This window comes from Streptococcus devriesei DSM 19639 (assembly GCF_000423725.1).
Taxonomy (GTDB): Bacteria; Bacillota; Bacilli; order Lactobacillales; family Streptococcaceae; genus Streptococcus; species Streptococcus devriesei.
In genome coordinates this window covers 275,176-293,132 of sequence record NZ_KE384084.1, presented here as the reverse complement: position 1 = coordinate 293,132, position 17,957 = coordinate 275,176, and the positions used below count along the sequence as shown (strand labels likewise).

17 protein-coding genes are annotated in these 17,957 nt (G+C 41.2%); 15 read left to right on the top strand and 2 right to left on the bottom strand.

The window, feature by feature from the left end; all coding sequences use genetic code 11:
• Nucleotides 1–7 precede the first annotated feature (7 nt).
• The 12 genes from folE to G573_RS0107455 all read left to right on the top strand — a co-directional run bounded on the left by folE (nt 8) and on the right by G573_RS0107455 (nt 12,216).
• Entirely contained in the window at nt 8–568 is a 561-nt protein-coding gene (gene folE, locus G573_RS0107510; protein ID WP_027976144.1) for a GTP cyclohydrolase I FolE, read from the top strand.
• A 9-nt stretch (nt 569–577) separates the two neighbouring features.
• Complete coding sequence (gene folP / locus G573_RS0107505) at nt 578–1,378, top strand: dihydropteroate synthase (RefSeq protein WP_027976143.1); 801 nt, start codon at nt 578–580, stop codon at nt 1,376–1,378.
• Nucleotides 1,379–1,384: 6 nt separating this feature from the next.
• Complete coding sequence (gene folB, locus G573_RS0107500; RefSeq protein WP_027976142.1) at nt 1,385–1,747, top strand: dihydroneopterin aldolase; 363 nt, start codon at nt 1,385–1,387, stop codon at nt 1,745–1,747.
• Nucleotides 1,744–2,229 (top strand): 2-amino-4-hydroxy-6-hydroxymethyldihydropteridine diphosphokinase, encoded by a 486-nt coding sequence (gene folK, locus G573_RS0107495; protein ID WP_027976141.1) that lies wholly within the window; start codon nt 1,744–1,746, stop codon nt 2,227–2,229. Before folB ends, folK begins: the two co-directional genes overlap by 4 nt.
• A 164-nt stretch (nt 2,230–2,393) precedes the next feature.
• Complete coding sequence (gene murB / locus G573_RS0107490; protein ID WP_027976140.1) at nt 2,394–3,314, top strand: UDP-N-acetylmuramate dehydrogenase; 921 nt, start codon at nt 2,394–2,396, stop codon at nt 3,312–3,314.
• 3 nt (nt 3,315–3,317) lie between these two features.
• The gene (locus tag G573_RS0107485; RefSeq protein WP_027976139.1) at nt 3,318–4,472 is read left to right on the top strand and encodes an ABC transporter ATP-binding protein; all 1,155 of its coding nucleotides are present in this window, start codon (nt 3,318–3,320) and stop codon (nt 4,470–4,472) included.
• A complete protein-coding gene (locus G573_RS0107480) occupies nt 4,456–5,250 on the top strand; it encodes an ABC transporter permease (RefSeq protein ID WP_027976138.1) in 795 nt (264 codons plus the stop codon). Before G573_RS0107485 ends, G573_RS0107480 begins: the two co-directional genes overlap by 17 nt.
• Nucleotides 5,247–6,023, top strand: a complete 777-nt coding sequence (locus G573_RS0107475; RefSeq protein ID WP_027976137.1) for an ABC transporter permease — start codon at nt 5,247–5,249, stop codon at nt 6,021–6,023. Before G573_RS0107480 ends, G573_RS0107475 begins: the two co-directional genes overlap by 4 nt.
• Nucleotides 6,016–7,089: an ABC transporter substrate-binding protein gene (locus tag G573_RS0107470; RefSeq protein ID WP_027976136.1), complete on the top strand. Its 1,074-nt coding sequence runs from the start codon at nt 6,016–6,018 to the stop codon at nt 7,087–7,089. The genes G573_RS0107475 and G573_RS0107470 overlap by 8 nt, the downstream gene beginning before the upstream one ends.
• A gap of 105 nt (nt 7,090–7,194) precedes the next feature.
• Nucleotides 7,195–8,031, top strand: a complete 837-nt coding sequence (gene licT / locus G573_RS0107465; RefSeq protein WP_027976135.1) for a BglG family transcription antiterminator LicT — start codon at nt 7,195–7,197, stop codon at nt 8,029–8,031.
• Nucleotides 8,032–8,547: 516 nt separating this feature from the next.
• Nucleotides 8,548–10,437 (top strand): beta-glucoside-specific PTS transporter subunit IIABC, encoded by a 1,890-nt coding sequence (locus tag G573_RS0107460; RefSeq protein WP_027976134.1) that lies wholly within the window; start codon nt 8,548–8,550, stop codon nt 10,435–10,437.
• A 273-nt stretch (nt 10,438–10,710) separates the two neighbouring features.
• Entirely contained in the window at nt 10,711–12,216 is a 1,506-nt protein-coding gene (locus G573_RS0107455; protein ID WP_027976133.1) for a prolyl oligopeptidase family serine peptidase, read from the top strand.
• A gap of 121 nt (nt 12,217–12,337) precedes the next feature.
• Here the strand turns inward: G573_RS0107455 and G573_RS0107450 are convergent, their stop codons facing one another.
• Nucleotides 12,338–13,231, bottom strand: coding sequence for a helix-turn-helix transcriptional regulator (locus tag G573_RS0107450; RefSeq protein WP_027976132.1), 894 nt, complete (start codon nt 13,229–13,231; stop codon nt 12,338–12,340).
• Nucleotides 13,232–13,395: 164 nt separating this feature from the next.
• On the opposite strand from G573_RS0107450, the gene G573_RS0107445 reads away from it, so the two are divergent.
• Together G573_RS0107445 and G573_RS0107440 are read left to right on the top strand one after the other, a co-directional pair.
• A complete protein-coding gene (locus G573_RS0107445; RefSeq protein ID WP_051175728.1) occupies nt 13,396–13,887 on the top strand; it encodes a CHAP domain-containing protein in 492 nt (163 codons plus the stop codon).
• Nucleotides 13,888–14,084: 197 nt separating this feature from the next.
• On the top strand, nt 14,085–15,521 hold the full coding sequence (locus G573_RS0107440; protein ID WP_027976130.1) for a glycoside hydrolase family 1 protein: 1,437 nt from the start codon (nt 14,085–14,087) through the stop codon (nt 15,519–15,521).
• Between the two features lie 75 nt (nt 15,522–15,596).
• Here the strand turns inward: G573_RS0107440 and G573_RS0107435 are convergent, their stop codons facing one another.
• Entirely contained in the window at nt 15,597–16,103 is a 507-nt protein-coding gene (locus G573_RS0107435) for a helix-turn-helix transcriptional regulator (RefSeq protein WP_027976129.1), read from the bottom strand.
• A gap of 418 nt (nt 16,104–16,521) precedes the next feature.
• Between G573_RS0107435 and G573_RS0107430 the strand changes: the two genes are divergently transcribed.
• Nucleotides 16,522–17,928, top strand: a complete 1,407-nt coding sequence (locus tag G573_RS0107430) for a collagen binding domain-containing protein (RefSeq protein WP_027976128.1) — start codon at nt 16,522–16,524, stop codon at nt 17,926–17,928.
• Nucleotides 17,929–17,957 lie beyond the last annotated feature (29 nt).

The following is a 17,957-nucleotide window of genomic DNA, read 5'->3' as shown; positions in this document are numbered from 1 at the left end:
AGAGTAAATGTCAGACCAAAAAAAGATTGAAAAGGCTGTTTATCAGCTTTTAGAAGCATTGGGCGAAAATCCTGAGCGTGAGGGGCTTTTAGAGACACCAAAGCGTGTTGCCAGAATGTATCAGGAAATGTTTTCCGGACTAAATCAGGATCCCAAGGATCAATTCACAGCAGTTTTTTCTGAAGGACATGAAGAAGTTGTGTTAGTTAAAGATATTCCCTTTTATTCTATGTGTGAGCATCACTTGGTTCCTTTTTATGGAGTGGCTCATGTTGCCTATATTCCAAGTGATGGCCGGGTAACGGGACTCAGTAAACTGGCGCGTGCAGTAGAAGTGGCCAGCAAACGGCCGCAGCTGCAAGAGCGTTTGACAGCTCAGGTGGCACATGCGCTTGAAGAGGCATTAAAGCCTAAAGGTGTCTTTGTTATGATTGAGGCAGAACATATGTGCATGACCATGCGGGGAATTAAAAAGCCCGGCAGTAAAACAGTAACCAGCGTTGCCAGAGGCGTTTGTCAGTCTGACAAAGACGTCCGGCAGGAAATTATATCAATGATTCACAATTAAGGAGTTAACATGAAGATCGGCAAGCATGAATTGGCAGATCAGGCAGTGATTATGGGGATTCTCAATGTGACCCCGGATTCATTTTCAGACGGGGGTCAGTACCTTTCTGTTGATCAGGCACTCAAGCAAACAGAAGAAATGCTGGCAGCAGGTGCTAAGATTATTGACGTCGGCGGTGAATCAACGCGTCCCGGAGCTGTTTTTGTTTCTGCCGAAGATGAGATGAAGCGGGTTATCCCGGTTATCAAAGCCATTAAAGAACGCTTTGACTGTCTCGTCAGCATTGATACCTATAAGACCCAAACAGCTCAGGCAGCGCTTGAAGCTGGTGCTGATATTCTTAATGATGTTTGGTCAGGCCTCTACGACGGCCGCATGTTTGAATTGGCAGCGCAGAAAGATGTCCCAATCATTCTCATGCATAATCAAAAAGAGGAAGTTTATGATGATGTCACGCAGGATGTCAGCCGTTTTCTTTTGGCGCGTGCAGAAGTGGCGCAAAAAGCCGGTGTTAAAAAAGAAAATATTTGGCTTGATCCCGGTTTTGGTTTTGCTAAGAATGTTGAGCAAAATCTAGAATTGCTGCAAGGTTTGGAGCAGATTACAAGTCTTGGTTACCCTGTTTTGTTTGGTATTTCCCGCAAACGTGTTGTTGACAGTATGCTTGGCGGCAGCACGAAGCCGCAGGAACGCGACATGGCAACAGCTGCTCTGTCTGCCTATGCTATTGATAAGGGCTGCCAAATTGTCAGAGTGCACAATGTAGCAGTTAATAAGGATATTGTCAAAGTTGCCAGTCAGTTAATGTGAGGTGTTATGGATAAGATTATTTTAAAAGGCTGCCGTTTTTATGCTTATCACGGTGCCTTTTCGGAAGAACAGGCCTTGGGGCAGATCTTTGTTGTGGATGCTGAATTAGCAGTTGATTTAAAGGCCGCATCAGAAACAGATAATCTGGAAGATACGGTTCACTACGGCAAGGTTTTTGAGGTGATTAGACACCGTGTTGAAAACAGCCGCTATGTTTTGATTGAAAAGCTGGCGGGTGCGGTCTGTCAGGATATTTTTGAGCATTTTCCTGCCATTTTAGCCGTTACAATCCGGATCACTAAAGAAAACCCGCCTATTGCCGGCCACTACGATGCTGTTGGCGTGGAATTAAAGCGTGAACGCCCATGACCCTTGTTTATCTAGGTTTGGGCAGCAATATTGAAAATAGGGAAACTTATTTGCAGAAAGCCTTAGCCAGTCTGGCTGAGCTTCCTCGAACACGCCTGCTAGCTCAGTCAGCAGTTTATGAGACCGCCGCTTGGGGCAAAACAGATCAATCTGACTTTTTAAACATGGTTTGTCAGCTGGAAACTGATTTGTCACCGCAAGAGCTGCTGCGCAGCTGCCAAAACATTGAAAGCCGGCTGGGTCGTGTCCGACATGAGCACTGGGGTCCAAGAACGATTGATATCGATATTCTCTTTTATGGCCATGAGATTATTGATGAGGAAAAGCTGCGAGTGCCCCATCCTTATCTTCAGAATCGCGCTTTTGTTTTGGTGCCTTTGAGTGATATTGCTGAAAGCTTTATCCACCCTCTGCTGAAAAAATCAGCTGCTGATTTGCTAAAGGAGACAGATCAATCCGGGGTTAAACGCTTCAAAGACTGACTTGCTGTACTTCAATTTTTCTCATCAGAAGTCGCTTTGTTGAAATAAGCAAAGAATGATACATGAAAAATCATGTCTTCTGTCGTCAAAGTAAGTAAAATTTGATATAATAAAATCGGTTTAGCTGCCGATTTTTTAGTATTGAAAAGTATAGAATTGAGATAATCATGTTAAAAGAAATGAAAACGAGTTTAGAAGGCATTGATATTCGCTTTAACGAGCCTTTAAAAAAATATACCTATACGAGAGTGGGGGGACCGGCTGATTTCCTTGCTTTTCCGCGCAACCGCTATGAACTGGCAAGAATTGTTAAGTTTGCCAACAAACACAATCTGCCCTGGATGGTTTTAGGCAATGCCAGCAATCTGATTGTTCGTGACGGTGGGATCCGAGGTTTTGTCATTATGTTTGACAAGCTCAATAGCGTTACTGTTAACGGCTACGTCATTGAAGCAGAAGCAGGCTCCAACTTGATTGAGACAACCAAGGTTGCACAATACCACAGCCTGACCGGTTTTGAGTTTGCCTGCGGTATTCCGGGCAGTGTCGGAGGAGCCGTCTTTATGAATGCAGGCGCCTATGGAGGCGAGATTTCTCATATTTTGATTTCTGCACAAGTTTTGACTAGGGATGGAGAAATTAAGACGGTTGAAGCGCGTGATATGCGCTTTGGCTACCGCCGCTCAGCCTTGCAGGATAATAAGGAGGTCGTGATTTCGGCTAAATTTTCGCTTAAACCCGGTGACTACACTGTTATCAGTCAGGAAATGCAGCGCCTCAATCACCTGCGAGCTCTGAAACAGCCTTTGGAGCATCCGTCCTGCGGTTCGGTTTTTAAACGTCCTATGGGACATTTTGCCGGTCAGCTTATCATGGAGGCTCATCTCATGGGGCATCGTATCGGCGGTGTAGAAGTCAGCAAAAAACACGCTGGTTTTATGGTTAATGTTGATAATGGCTCTGCCAAAAACTATGAGGATTTAATTGCGGATGTGATTCGCAGGGTTAAAGAAAATTCCGGAGTTACTTTAGAGCCGGAAGTACGCATTATTGGTGAAAAAGAAGGACAAGCGGAGGACGCATAAGCATTGACTAATCCAATCATTGCCTTTAAAAATGTTTCGAAAGTCTTTGAGGACAATGGTACTGTTGTTTTAAAAGATATTAATTTTGAACTGGAAGAAGGAAAGTTTTATACGCTTCTTGGAGCCTCAGGGTCAGGAAAATCAACCATCCTAAATCTTATCGCAGGCTTGTTGGAAGCAAGCAGCGGCGATATTTTTCTTGATGGCAAGAGAATCAATGACCTGCCGATCAATAAGCGCGATGTTCATACGGTTTTTCAGTCCTATGCACTCTTTCCTCACATGACTGTCTTTGAAAATGTTGCTTTCCCGCTCAAATTACAAAAAATAGCCAAAAAGGAAATTGAAAACCGGGTAACAGAAGTCCTGAAAATGGTCCGTTTGGCCGGTTTTGAAAATCGCTCCATCCATAAATTATCAGGCGGCCAGAGGCAGCGCGTGGCTATCGCCCGTGCCATCATCAATCAGCCCAAGGTCGTTTTGCTGGATGAACCGCTGTCAGCTCTGGATTTAAAGCTGCGAACCGAAATGCAGTATGAGCTGCGGGAATTACAGCAAAGACTGGGCATTACCTTTGTTTTTGTCACTCACGATCAGGAAGAAGCCCTAGCTATGAGTGACTGGATTTTTGTCATGAATGAGGGTGAAATTGTCCAATCCGGAACTCCGGTTGATATCTATGACGAGCCTATCAATCATTTTGTGGCAACTTTTATTGGAGAATCGAACATTTTGCCGGCAACCATGATTGAAGATTACTTGGTAGAATTCAACGGCCGGCAGTTTGAAGCAGTTGATGGCGGTATGCGTCCCAACGAACCTGTTGAGGTGGTTATCCGGCCGGAAGATCTGCAAATCACGCTGCCTGAGGAAGGCAAGCTGCAGGTTAAAGTAGACACGCAGCTTTTTCGCGGTGTCCACTATGAAATCATTGCCTATGATGAGCTTGGCAATGAGTGGATGATTCATTCGACCCGCAAGGCTATTGAAGGTGAGATTATCGGACTGGACTTCAGGCCCGAAGACATTCATATTATGCGCCTCAATGAGACTGAAGAAGAGTTTGATGCCCGCCTTGAAGAATACGCGGAAACCCAAGAGCACGAAGATGGCCTGATCAATGCTATAGAGGAGGAGCGCCATGAAGAAAAAGTTTAATGCCTTTTCTCTCCCCTATCTTCTTTGGATAGGCCTTTTTGTTTTAGCACCGGTTGCTCTTATTCTGTATAAATCTTTTTTTGACATTGAAGGACATCTGACACTGGGTAACTACCAGACTTTTTTTGCCAGCTGGACTTATCTGCGAATGAGTCTCAATTCTATTTTATATGCTGCCATTATCACACTGGTGACACTGCTGATTGCCTATCCGGCTGCCTTGATTCTGACGCGGCTCAAGCAAAAACAGCTCTGGCTGATGCTGGTTATTTTGCCGACTTGGGTCAATCTCCTGCTTAAAGCCTATGCCTTTATGGGCATCTTTGGCCGTCAGGGCGGTGTCAACAGCTTTCTGCAATTTATGGGCCTTGCGCCCAAGCAGATTCTTTTTACGGATTTTTCCTTTATTTTTGTGGCTTCTTATATTGAAATTCCCTTTATGATTCTGCCGATTTTCAATGCACTGGATGATATTGATCCCAATTTGATCCATGCCAGCCGCGATTTAGGAGCAACCGATTGGCAAACCTTTGTCAAGGTAGTTTTTCCTCTGTCTTTAAACGGGGTCAGAAGCGGTGTTCAGTCTGTTTTTATTCCCAGTCTCAGCTTGTTTATGCTGACGCGGCTGATTGGCGGCAACCGTGTGATTACACTGGGAACGGCTATTGAACAGCATTTTTTGACAACGCAGAACTGGGGAATGGGTTCAACCATTGGAGTGGTTTTAATTCTAACCATGCTTCTTATCATGTGGGCGACAAAGGAGAGAAATAAATGAAAAAAATAGCTAATCTTTATTTGATCCTTGTCTTTTTAATCCTTTATATCCCTATTTTTTACCTGATCTTTTATTCCTTCAATCAGGCGGGAGACATGAATCACTTCACCGGTTTTACTCTGGAGCATTATGAGAGCATGTTTGGTGACAAACGGCTGATGCTGATTTTAGCTGAAACCTTTCTTGTTGCCTTTTTAAGTTCTTTATTGGCAACGATTATCGGAACTTTTGGCGCCATCTTTATTTATCAAACAAAAAGAAAGGCTCAAAATGCTATCCTGTCTGTCAACAATGTTCTTATGGTGGCTCCTGATGTTATGATTGGCGCTTCTTTTCTGATCCTTTTTACTTTTATTGGTTTTAAATTAGGCATGCTTTCGGTGCTTCTCAGCCACATTGCCTTTTCCATTCCTATCGTTGTTCTTATGGTGCTGCCGCGATTGAAAGAAATGAATGATGACATGGTCAATGCTGCCTATGATTTAGGTGCCAGTCATTTTCAGATGTTAAAAGAAGTCATGCTGCCTTATTTGACGCCTAGTATCATTGCCGGCTATTTCATGGCTTTTACCTATTCTTTGGATGATTTTGCCGTTACCTTTTTTGTCACCGGAAATGGCTTTTCGACCCTTTCGGTGGAAATTTATTCTCGAGCCCGTCAGGGGATTTCTTTAGAAATCAACGCTCTGTCTGCTGTCGTTTTTCTGTTCAGCATTCTGCTTGTGATCGGCTATTACTTTATTTCTCAGGATAAGGAGGAAAGACATGCATAAACTTTACTCTTTTATGGGGGGTGTCTTGGCTATTGTTCTCGTTTTGGCCGGTCTGGTTTTTTACATGAGCAGGCAGGCAAGCGGCAGCGGCAAGTCTGATAAGCTGGTTATCTATAATTGGGGTGACTACATTGATCCTGAGCTTTTGACAAAATTCACCAAGGAAACCGGCATCCAGGTTCAATATGAGACCTTTGATTCCAATGAAGCCATGTACACTAAAATCAAACAGGGCGGTACAACCTATGATATCGCTGTTCCCAGCGATTACATGATTAGTAAGATGAGAGCTGAACGGCTTTTGGTCAAACTTGATCAATCGCAAATCAAAGGCTGGAATAATCTTGACCGGCAATTTCTTGGAAAAAGCTTCGATCCGTCAAATGCCTATTCGATCCCTTATTTCTGGGGAACAGTGGGAATTGTTTATAACAGCAAGATGCTGACTGAGGCGCCCAAGCACTGGAGTGATTTGTGGAATAAAGACTATGCCAACAGTATCATGCTGGTTGACGGTGCCCGCGAGGTCATCGGATTTGGTCTGAACAGTCTTGGTTATAGTTTAAACACTAAAAATTCCGCAGAGCTAAAAAAAGCTGAAAACAGGCTGAACCAATTAACACCCAACATCAAGGCTATTGTCGGCGATGAAATGAAAGGGTATCTAATTAGGGGTGATGCCGCTTTGGGAGTGACTTTTTCCGGTGAAGCCAGTGAAATGCTGGATGCTAATGAGGATTTACGCTATCTTGTTCCCAGTGAAGGCTCAAATCTTTGGTTTGATAATCTGGTGATTCCTAAAACAGTAAAACACAAAAAAGAAGCCTATGCTTTTATTAATTTCATGCTAAAACCTCAAAATGCTGCTCAAAACGCCAGCTATATCGGCTATGCGACACCAAATGCCAAGGCCAAAGAGCTGCTGCCGGCTGATATCAAAAACAATAAGGCTTTTTACCCCGATGCTAAAACGGTCAGCCGTTTGGAAGTCTATGATAATCTCGGTAAAAAATGGCTGGGTGTCTATAATGATCTCTATCTGCAGTTTAAAATGTACCGCAAATAGAACCGGCTTTTAAAGACAAGTTTGAAAAGAGAGCCTTTACTTTTTATCATTTTATTTGATATGATATAAAAGAGTGTTAATTGGTTAAAGGCTAAGGAAAATAATATGAAAATTGATAAGGTATTTAATAATAATGTCGTTCAGGTTCTGGGGGATAAGGACGAAGAGATTATTGTTATGGGAAAAGGGCTGGGTTTTCAAAAGAAGGCCGGCGATGAGGTCAATCAAGAATTAATCGAAAAACGATTCGTTTTGCAAAATACGGATATGGCTGATGAACTATCACGTGTCTATGTTGACCTTGACAGCGATGAAATAGAGCTGGTTCTTGATATTATCCATCAAGGACAGGAAGTTTTAGAGCAAACCTTTGATATTTCACTCCATATTGCCTTGGCTGATCACCTGCATTATACCATTGAGCGGACAAAAGAAGGTTTGATCATACAAAATCCGCTGGCCTGGGAAGTCAGAAAATTTTATCCCAGAGAATTTCAGCTGGGCAGAGAAGCTATCGTGTACATCAAAGAGAAGCTAGGAGTAGAGCTGGCTGATGATGAGGCGGCTTCGATTGCATTACACTTTATTAATGCCCAAAAAGACGGCGGTCTGCTGGAGAAAAATCGGCTGATTTCCAAGATTGTGATTGATATTTTGGAAATTGTCCGCCTGCATTTCGGCCAAATCACAGATGAAGAGTCGATCAGTTACAATCGCTTTGTCACCCATGTTCAATATTTTGCTCAGCGTGTGGCAAACGGTCTTGTTCAGGGCAAGAATGACGCCTTCCTTTATGAGCAAGTCAAGGAAAATTATCCGCATGCCTTTGCCTGTACCGAAAAAATCAAATCTTATGTCGTGTCTGCTTACGATTTTCCCATGAGCAAGGATGAGCAAGTTTATCTCACCATTCATATTCAGCGTCTGGAAGCTAGTCAGTAGACTAGTTTTTTAAATTATTTTTGTAAAAGCGCTTGCAAAAATAAAATGGTATGCTATAATACTAGTCGTAAAGGATTGTTACTGGTTAAGCAGGCAAAACCTAGATAAATACGAATTGATTGCAAAGAGTGTCTCTTTGTCTGGTCATTTGGTATTTGTTTAGGTTTTTTTGCGTATAAAACGGTAATATTCTTACAAATAACTATGCTAAGGCTGGACTGGCTGAGTTCAATGATTTAAAATCAATAAGTCACTTAACGGCTTAGCATCTTATTTAATCGAGCTCGCCTACGACTCTTTGGAAAAAGATAACCATTTCCTAGATGCAAGCATCTTCGTCATGGTTCCTATTTTCCTGTGAGTCGCTTAACGGCTTAGCATCTTATTTAATTGAGCTCGGGCTAAAAACCTAGTAAAAAAGTGGAGCTTCCTTGAGTCTTTCAAAGACTCTGCGTCAATCTCCTATTTTTATACGGTTTTCTTAACGCCCTTAGCATCTTATGAAAGGAGCCTAAAATGGCTAAAGATTATACTGAATTGGCAAATGACATTGTCAAACACGTCGGCGGCAAAGAGAATATTGTCAAATTAGTCCACTGTGTTACCCGTCTGCGCTTTACTCTCAAAGATGAAAGTAAGGCTGATGAAGAGTACCTCAAACAGCGTGAAGGTATTGTCACCGTAGTAAAGGCAGGAGGACTATTCCAAGTCGTTATCGGCAACCATGTGCCTGATGTTTACGATGCTGTGCTGAAAGCTGCAGGCATCTCTGGAGACGGCGGCATTGATGTAGATGAAGGAGATATTCCTCGGGGAAATCTTCTGGACCGTTTCATCGCTTTGATTTCCGGGCTGTTCCAGCCTATGCTTGGTGTGCTTTCGGCAGCCGGTATGTTGAAAGGTGTCGTAGCTATTTTAGCAGCAGTAGGTGTTGCTGAAACTGATGGTCTCTATATCGTCTTAAATGCAGCTGGTGACGGGTTCTTCCAATTCCTGCCGCTCATTTTGGCACTGACAGCAGCCAAGCGCTTTAAGATGGATCAATTCACAGCAATTGCCCTTGGTTTTGCCTTGGTTTACCCCAATATTGCTGCCAGTTTTGCTAAAGGCGGTGTAACTTTCTTAGGAATACCGGTTATTTTCCCAGCTTCCAGCTACCTGCAAACTGTCCTGCCTATTATTTTGACGGTTTGGGTTGGTTCTAAGATGGAGCATTTCCTGAAAAAAGTCATTCCCGATGTTGTTAAGGTCTTTGTTGTTCCATTCTTCCTTCTTTTGATTACAGTTCCTCTGGCCTACTTAGCAATTGGTCCGGTCATGAACTACGCCAGTGACCTTGTTGGTAATATCTTTACTGGTATCTATGGTATCAGTCCAATTCTGTACGGTCTTATCCTTGGTGCTTTGTGGCAAGTTTTGGTTATGTTTGGTCTTCACTGGGGATTGGTACCCTTGGCCATTCTTGAAATCCAAAGCAAGCATGTAGGTGTTATCTTAGTAGCAACCATCGCTATTTGTTTCTCTCAAGCTGGTTCTTTGATTAACATTATGATGCGTACCAAGGAAGAAAAAGTACGTGAATTGGCTGTTCCGGCTATGATTTCAGCCTTCTTCGGTGTTACCGAACCTGCTATCTATGGTATTACGCTGCCAATGCGTATGCCATTCATTATGACTTGTATTGCCGGTGCTATCCAAGGTGCCTTCCTCGGCTTGATGAATGTTAAAATGTTCGTTATGGGCGGTATGGGACTCTTCTCGATTCCGTCATTCATTTCAAAAGAAAATTCGATGAATCTGACTTACTATCTCATCGCCTGTGTATCTTCGCTCATCCTTGGTTTTGTTTTAACTCAGTTTGTTAAAATTCCTTATCTTTACGGTCAGCCCGGCTCTGAAAGTGCAGGCGGCAGTTCAGAAGAAGAAACCGTTCAAAAACTAAAAGAAATCAAGCAGGAAATCATCGCCAGCCCTCTGATCGGTAAAGTTGTTAAACTGGAAAATGTTCCCGATGAAGTATTTGCATCAGGAGCTATGGGCAAAGGGATCGCCATTGATCCTGATGACGGTGCAGTCGTTGCTCCGGCAAAAGCAGAAGTAACCTTAGTTTTTCCAACTAAACATGCGATCGGTCTGAAAACTGAAAATGGTGCTGAAATCTTAATCCATATCGGTATGGATACTGTTTCACTTGCTGGAAAAGGTTTTAAGAGCTTTGTCGAAGTCGGCGATAAAGTGGAAGCTGGTCAGCCTCTGCTTGAGTTTGATGTCAATACGATTAAAGCAGCCGGTCTGCCGGTTATCACGCCAGTCATCGTGACAAATTCAGACCAATACGAAGATGTCCTGACAACGCAGGAAAGAACTGTTGAAGCGGGCGATTATCTGCTGACAGCTGTCAAATAAAAATGAATTGTCTATAAGATCGGAAAAAATTCCGGTCTTTTTTATTTTGCAAAAGAAGTGTTACAGGCCTTGCTTGTACTTTCTTGATGCAATGGTATTAAACTATGAAAGAATGGTATTATCCTACTGAAAATAAAAGGAATACTTGAAAGCCTTATCTGGCTCTGCTAAGATAAAGTCAAAGATTTTTTGATAAGGGGGTATTTCTATGAGTGGATGAAAAGCATTTGCTGAGCTAAAATGAAAGCGTTTTAATTATGTGAGGTGTTTACGATGAAAAAAGAAGTGAAGAAATTACTTGCTCTGGGCGTCCTAGGTCTTGCTTTTATGTCAGCAGATCGTGCTTTGGCATCTGAAACAGAAAACCAAATTAATGATGTTAAGATCATTATCAAAGGCTATGAGTTTGGGCCTGCTGTTCCTAAATTGCTTGTGAGATTAGACCAGAAAGTTTCAAAGGTATCAGCCAAAAATCTTGAAGTTCAGACTGCAGGTGTCAGCCGACAAGTTCAAAAAGTTTATCTGTCTGATAAAATCGGTAAAAAGAGCGCAGTTAAAGAAAGTCGCTACGTCACGATTCAAATGCCTGTCACTTATGACGTTGATAATGCTGATAAAAATGCATCGCCCTTTGTTTACAACATGGACGTGTTTCAAAATCAGTGGGTCAAGACCTACCCTGTATCTATCAAAGGGTTAAGCGTCAGTCAAAAAGGAAAATCCGCTCGTTTAGACATTAACAGTGACGCTATCAATGAGCGAATTTCCCCAGATTCAGATGTTTTTAAGAATCGAGGTGATTTTTCGGGCAATTATACCAATCCTTTAACCAAAAAAGATGAAGATATTACTCTAAAATATGCCGCTTATGAACCTAAGAGTCTGAAATCCGGCAAGAAAAATCCTTTAATCATCTGGCTGCATGGCCAAGGGGAAGGCGGGACAGACCAAGATATTACCCTGCTTGGCAATGAAGTGACAGCTCTTGCTAAAAAGAAAATCCAAAATCATTTTAACGCAGGAAGCCAAAAAGGAGCTTATATTTTAACGGTGCAGACACCGACTTATTGGATGGATGAAGGCGATGGCACTAATGGTTCAGGATCAGGCGTGTCGCGCTATACTCAGGCACTTATGGATGCAATCAAGCAATATGTGGCTGATAATAAAGATGTGGATGCTGACCGTATCTATCTGGCTGGCTGCTCTAACGGCGGTTACATGACCATCAATATGGCTTTGCACTATCCGCATTATTTCGCTGCTTTAGTTCCTCAAGCAGCGGCCTATTCTTACTATGAGCACGAAAGAAATGCTGATGGCACCTATAAAATGGTGGAAGATAAAAGCAGCATTTCCGGAAAATCTGCTGTCCGTACAGATAAGGTTTGGTTTGACAGCCAAAAAGTGAAGACATTAAAGCCTATTCCTATGTGGTTTGTTCATTCGGCAGCAGATGAGGTAGTCAATCCTAAAAATTATTCACTGCCGATTTACAAATCTCTGATTGACAGCGGTGCTAAGAATAAATGGTTCTCGTATTATAAAAATGTACAGGGGTTTGATATGAAAGATACTGTCTATAACGGCCATTGGTCTTGGACCTATTTCTTTAATGATCAAGTATCAGGCGTTCAAAACCCATCAGCTGTTAAAAAAGCTTCAAAATTATCAGGATTTAAAGCCAGCAATAAGACAAAGGGCGGTTCTGCTACCGTTAAACTAGGCCAAAAATCTTATACCAATGTTTTTGACTGGCTGAATGATCAAAAGAAATAAAAAATTTACCGGTAAATAAGTACTAGAAAAAAACGAGCAAGTCAGCCTGTTGGAGCCATCCAAAAGCAACTTGTTCGTTTTTAATAATGATAAAGGTTATGCCAATTAGCTTGAATCAAGCTCAGCTGGATTTTTTGGTAGTTTTCCGGTATTGGCTGGGAGTTATCTGATAATAGCGCTTGAACTGACGGTTAAAATTCGACAGATTATTGAAACCGACTTCGGTTGAAATTTCAAGAATAGGTTTGATGGAATTAACGAGCAGATCACAGGCTTTGCTGAGTCGATATTGGATAATAAACTCGGTGCATGATGTGCCGGTATACTGTTTAAATACCGTCATAAAATGAGTTTTGCTGTAACCAAAGAGATCTGCCAGCATTTCGATAGGAAGCTCTTCTTGATAATGCTGATGAATGTAGTCAATTAATTCGCGGATTTTTTCATTTTTTCGGTACATGTCATCTGAATGCTTGCGCAGAACGTACTGATGAAAGTAGAGTAAGTAAATCAACTCCTGCAGCCTGGCTTTTAAAAGTAATTCAAAATGCCGTCCCTGCTTATGATAAATATCAAAAATGGTAAAGAGGCAGTTTTTGATAGCTTCATAGCCGGACATTCCGGGTTTGATACAAGGAACCAGTTTAAAGCTGGAATTTTGCAGTGGCTGCAGATAGCGAAGGCTTGTCTGGTCTAAAAGTGAGTAACCAACCATATCCAAGTGAAAAAGCAAGGTTTCAGCCTTTTGAGACTTATCACCGATGGGATGGATCGAGTGCATGCCATTAGGACGTACGAGGATAATATCACCGGACTGACTGTTAAAATAATCATAATCAATGTGATATTGAGCAGTTCCTTCATAAATATAAGAAATTTCTAATTCAGGATGCCAGTGAAAAAGCGTATCCGGCCGCCCATTAGAAATAGCTGTCTCAAAAATTTTATAGGGTAAGAGCTGATTTTCAAAATCTGTTGTATGCTTAAAATTTTTGTCTGTTAAAAAAGCTTTCATCCGCAGTCTCTCTTAAATCGTAGGATAGTATTATTATAGCATATAATAGGTGATAGGAGATTAAAAAGGAAAAGCTGTCCACAGGAAATGTCTTGAATAAGAAATGTTTGTAATAAAATAGAAATAAAATTGTTGACTTTTGTAATATTTACGGATATAATTTTATGTACAAGACTTTGCCGATAAGGTATTACAATGGGGATGAAAAAGTGGACAAAAAGGATATTGTGTTAACTGGCTTTTATAATGCCAGATTAAACAGCCAGCAGGAAGCGCAGCTCATTTATAACTTGCCAAGTGAACAAACAATCAAAATGAGCAGTGAAGGGAATGACTACACTGAAGGTGAACCAGCTTGGTATATTTATAACCGATGCACTCAATTAGATAAGATCATTGGCTCACATTGGGGTACAGCAAGCGAGTGGACTGAGAAAGCACAGCAAGAAGGATATTCCCTAGGAAATGCGGCTAAGGTCGGAGCTGTTGCCTGTTTTTTAACAGATGATGCAGATGGAAATAAAAAGGATCATCTGGCTTTTGTGGAATATCTTAACAGCGATGGGAGTTTCATAGTCAGTGAAATGCCCAGTCCCAAAATTCTTAATTGGCGTTATATAAATCCTCAGGCACAGGCCGTTTTTATCTATCTTTAAACAGGCAGACTTGTATAGCAGGTAAAATAACAATATACGAAAACAGGGAAAGCCAGCCAGATCCGTAAAAAGGATCCGGTTGCTTTTCTTGTTTTTTAATATCGAAGCATAGTATCAGTATTTCCAAAGATAGTGCCAGCTTTCTTCCTTCCAAAAGTCATATAATAGTAGTATCAAAACTTGAAAGGAAACTAACTATGCCTTACACATTTCCAGATAATTTTTTATGGGGCGGCGCAACGGCTGCCAATCAGTTTGAAGGTGCCTATAATCAAGATGGCAAGGGGCTGTCAGTACAGGATGTGACACCTAAAGGAGGTATTGCTCAGCCCGGCTCATCAAGTCCTTTAATTACTGATGAACCAACGGCGGATAATCTCAAATTAATAGGAATTGATTTTTATAACCGCTATAAAGAGGACATTGCACTTTTTGCAGAAATGGGCTTTAAGGTTTTTCGACTGTCCATTGCCTGGGCACGCATTTTCCCAAATGGTGACGATCAAGAGCCTAATGAGGCTGGACTGGCCTTTTATGATAAGGTTTTTGATGAATTGGCAAAATACAATATTGAACCTTTGGTCACATTGTCTCATTACGAAACACCTCTGAACTTGGCACGTAAGTATAATGGCTGGGCAAATCGTGATTTGGTTGGCTTTTACGAGCGCTATGTCCGGACCGTATTCACACGTTATAAGGATAAGGTCAAGTACTGGCTGACTTTCAACGAGGTAAATTCTGTTTTACATGCTCCCTTTATGTCGGGCGGTATTATGACAGATCCTGAAAAATTGAGCAAACAAGATCTTTATCAGGCAGTCCATCATGAACTTGTGGCATCAGCACTTGCAACTAAAGTCGGCCATGAAATCAATCCGGATTTTAAAATTGGCTGCATGGTACTTGCTATGCCTGCCTATCCTATGACGGCTAATCCGCTTGATCAATTGGCTGTTCGAGAATTTGAAAACCAAAATTATTTGTTCAGCGACCTGCATGCACGCGGGAAATATCCGAATTATATTAAACGTTACTTCAAGGAAAATAATATTGAGATTCAGTTCGCTGATGGTGACAAAGAATTGATGCTGGAAAATACAGTTGATTTTATCTCATTTTCTTATTATATGAGTGTAGCAGCAGCACACAATCCTGAAGCTTATGAAAACGGCCGCGGCAATATCTTGGGAGGTATCGCTAACCCTTATCTGGAAGCTTCAGAGTGGGGCTGGCAGATTGATCCTGTTGGTCTGCGGCTGGTGCTCAATGATTTCTACGATCGCTATCAGCTGCCGCTCTTTATTGTTGAAAACGGTCTGGGCGCTAAGGATGTTCTGATTCAAGGTCCGGATGGACCTACAGTGGAAGATGATTATCGTATTGACTATCTGCAAAAACATTTGGTGCAGGTGGGAGAAGCTCTGCAAGATGGAGTAGAATTACTTGGATATACAACTTGGGGACCAATCGATTTAGTTTCAGCTTCTACAGCGGAATTGAGCAAACGCTATGGGTTTATCTATGTAGACCGAAATGATGATGGTACAGGAAGCCTAGAGCGCTATAAGAAAAAATCGTTTGGCTGGTACAAAAAAGTCATTGAAACAAATGGAGCAAGTCTGTATGATTAAATAGACAGACTGTGAAAACATAAAAGTGCTGGGATTTTCTCCCGGCACTTTTATGTTTTGCAGAGTATTTGGATATTAGCTGCTAATATCATTAAAAAATGCAAAAGTTTTATAGACAGTAGAAGCAGTACCCAAAATTGAAGTCGTTAAAGGAAGCAGGGCAAAAACGGCCATTGCTTTTCTTTCTAATTCTGTTTGCGCATCATTCTTAGGCTGAGAAAGATAAGCTGCCTTGGAAGCAGCACCCAGTTGAGCAATTTTTAAATCTTTGACAATTTTATCATTGCTGTCTGTGGTTATATTATATTCTGGGTTGAAGAGATAATTCATTGCTTCTCGTAAAACGGGATTCTCGCTGCTAATAATTTCATTATCTATCACTGAACGAATGGCGAGGTACTGAGTAGGATTCATTTGATTTGTTTTTCCGTCAGAAGTTTCAAGGTTGCTAATAGTCTGTTTTGTTACGCCGATCCTCTTTGCTAGGTCTTCAGCAGTCCAATTAGCAATATTCCGAAGGGAGGAGAGGTTAGCCTGCAATCGCTTAATCTTCTCATTTGAATGTGAAACTCTTTTTGGCATAGAAAAACCACCTTTTGTCAATTATTTTATACTATATTATATAATTTATTATAATACATGTCAATTATAATTAGATATAAAATAATTTACTTAAATTAAATATTTTATATCTAATTGCAAAAAATCGTTTTGAAAAAGGAAAGACACTGAAATACTCGTTTCTCATGAAAAGGCTTGCTAAAATTAGAAAACAATCTTCTAAAATGAGAAGATGAAAAATTAGAAAGGCAGATTTATCAATACATTTTCGAGACTTTTTAAACAAAAGATTAGAATTTTTTAAAAATAACAAATTAATGACATTTAGAATTTTTGTATTAAAAACAATGTTTTTATGTTAAAATACGTGATGTAGATATAATATTTTTAATGTTTTGAAATATTCTACGAAAATCTTTAAGGAGAAATTCTTTTTATTATGAAAATGAAATGGAAACTTTTAAGCTTGGTTTCAATTCTTACTATTTTAGTAGGAGCTTTTTGGATGACCAAAACTGCAAAAGCTGATCAAGTTACCAATTATGCAAATACGGCTTCTATTACGAAGTCTGATGGGACACCGCTTTCTGCTGATTCATCTATTCGCTACTGGGAACCGTTGGCGGTCAGTAACAACATTACATTTCCGAATGAGGTGAGCATCAAAGCTGGTGATACACTGACTTTGAAACTCCCTGAGCAGCTGCGTTTCACAACAGCTCTGACATTTGATGTCTTGCATTCTAACGGCCAGTTGGCCGGTAAGGCGGTTACTGATCCGGTGACACAAGAGGTAACTGTAACGTTTACAGATATTTTTGAGAAGCTGCCTCTTGACAAGGAAATGTCACTTAATTTCAATGTACAGGTCAATCACGACAGCTTAACGACTCCTGGAACGCTTAATTTTACCTACAATGGAGTAGCCTATACTACGACGGTTGAGGAAAAAGAGGTTGTTCCGGTAAGTCCGGCTGTATACAAGACCGGCTATCAAGATCCTAATGATCCAAGTATTATTCACTGGCAAGCACTGATTAACAGTAAGCAAGCGGCGATTGATAATCTCACTTTAACTGATGTTGTTGGTGAAGGCCAAGAAATCGTCAGAGATTCTTTGTTGGCTGTGCGCTTGCAGCATATTGAGGGTGATGATGTTGACAGTTTAGATGAGGCTGCTTCAAGACCTTATGCAGAAGATTTTTCTAAAAATCTTTCTTATCAGTTGAACAACACGGGCTCAGCGGTTGGATTTACCTATACCTTTGGAAATACAACTAATAATGCTATCTTTATTTCTTATAGTACGCGTCTAACCAAATCACAGTCTGTCGGCAATGATATGACTAACACGATTGCGATTTCTGGAAATAACGTAAACTATTCTGATACGGTTGGTTACGCTCGTATTGAGTCTGCTTATGGTAAAGCCAGCTCAAGACAAAGAAGAGAGTTGACGACAGTTGCTGAAACAACAACTTCAGCTTCATCTACAACAACCGAAGCATCTACGACAGAAAGCAGCACCGCTGCTGAGACAACGACTACAACAGAAAATAGTACTACTACAGAAGCAGCCACAACGACAACAGGCAATGCTTCCACCACAACCGAAGCAGGAACGACCACCACAGAAGAGAAAACAACAAGCGGCGGCGATCAGACGACAACAACAATAGAAGGTCCTTTGACTACAAATGCTACAACATCTTCTAAAGAAACCGTCAAACAAAAAGTGAAATTTGTCTTGCCATCTACTGGTGAGCAAGCCGGTCTTTGGCTGACTGCTATTGGCGTTGTCATTGTGATAGTAGCGGGTGTTTACTTCTATAGAACACGTCGTTAATCACAAAATAGAGTTATTATGATATAAAC

Bases quoted from the DNA above. Each gene is read 5' to 3' on its own strand.
- folE (WP_027976144.1), top strand. From the start codon at position 8: ATGTCAGACCAAAAAAAGATTGAAAAGGCTGTTTATCAGCTTTTAGAA.
- folP (WP_027976143.1), top strand. From the start codon at position 578: ATGAAGATCGGCAAGCATGAATTGGCAGATCAGGCAGTGATTATGGGG.
- folB (WP_027976142.1), top strand. From the start codon at position 1,385: ATGGATAAGATTATTTTAAAAGGCTGCCGTTTTTATGCTTATCACGGT.
- folK (WP_027976141.1), top strand. From the start codon at position 1,744: ATGACCCTTGTTTATCTAGGTTTGGGCAGCAATATTGAAAATAGGGAA.
- G573_RS0107480 (WP_027976138.1), top strand. From the start codon at position 4,456: ATGAAGAAAAAGTTTAATGCCTTTTCTCTCCCCTATCTTCTTTGGATA.
- G573_RS0107475 (WP_027976137.1), top strand. From the start codon at position 5,247: ATGAAAAAAATAGCTAATCTTTATTTGATCCTTGTCTTTTTAATCCTT.
- G573_RS0107470 (WP_027976136.1), top strand. From the start codon at position 6,016: ATGCATAAACTTTACTCTTTTATGGGGGGTGTCTTGGCTATTGTTCTC.
- licT (WP_027976135.1), top strand. From the start codon at position 7,195: ATGAAAATTGATAAGGTATTTAATAATAATGTCGTTCAGGTTCTGGGG.
- G573_RS0107460 (WP_027976134.1), top strand. From the start codon at position 8,548: ATGGCTAAAGATTATACTGAATTGGCAAATGACATTGTCAAACACGTC.
- G573_RS0107455 (WP_027976133.1), top strand. From the start codon at position 10,711: ATGAAAAAAGAAGTGAAGAAATTACTTGCTCTGGGCGTCCTAGGTCTT.
- G573_RS0107450 (WP_027976132.1), bottom strand. From the start codon at position 13,231: ATGAAAGCTTTTTTAACAGACAAAAATTTTAAGCATACAACAGATTTT.
- G573_RS0107445 (WP_051175728.1), top strand. From the start codon at position 13,396: ATGTACAAGACTTTGCCGATAAGGTATTACAATGGGGATGAAAAAGTG.
- G573_RS0107440 (WP_027976130.1), top strand. From the start codon at position 14,085: ATGCCTTACACATTTCCAGATAATTTTTTATGGGGCGGCGCAACGGCT.
- G573_RS0107435 (WP_027976129.1), bottom strand. From the start codon at position 16,103: ATGCCAAAAAGAGTTTCACATTCAAATGAGAAGATTAAGCGATTGCAG.
- G573_RS0107430 (WP_027976128.1), top strand. From the start codon at position 16,522: ATGAAAATGAAATGGAAACTTTTAAGCTTGGTTTCAATTCTTACTATT.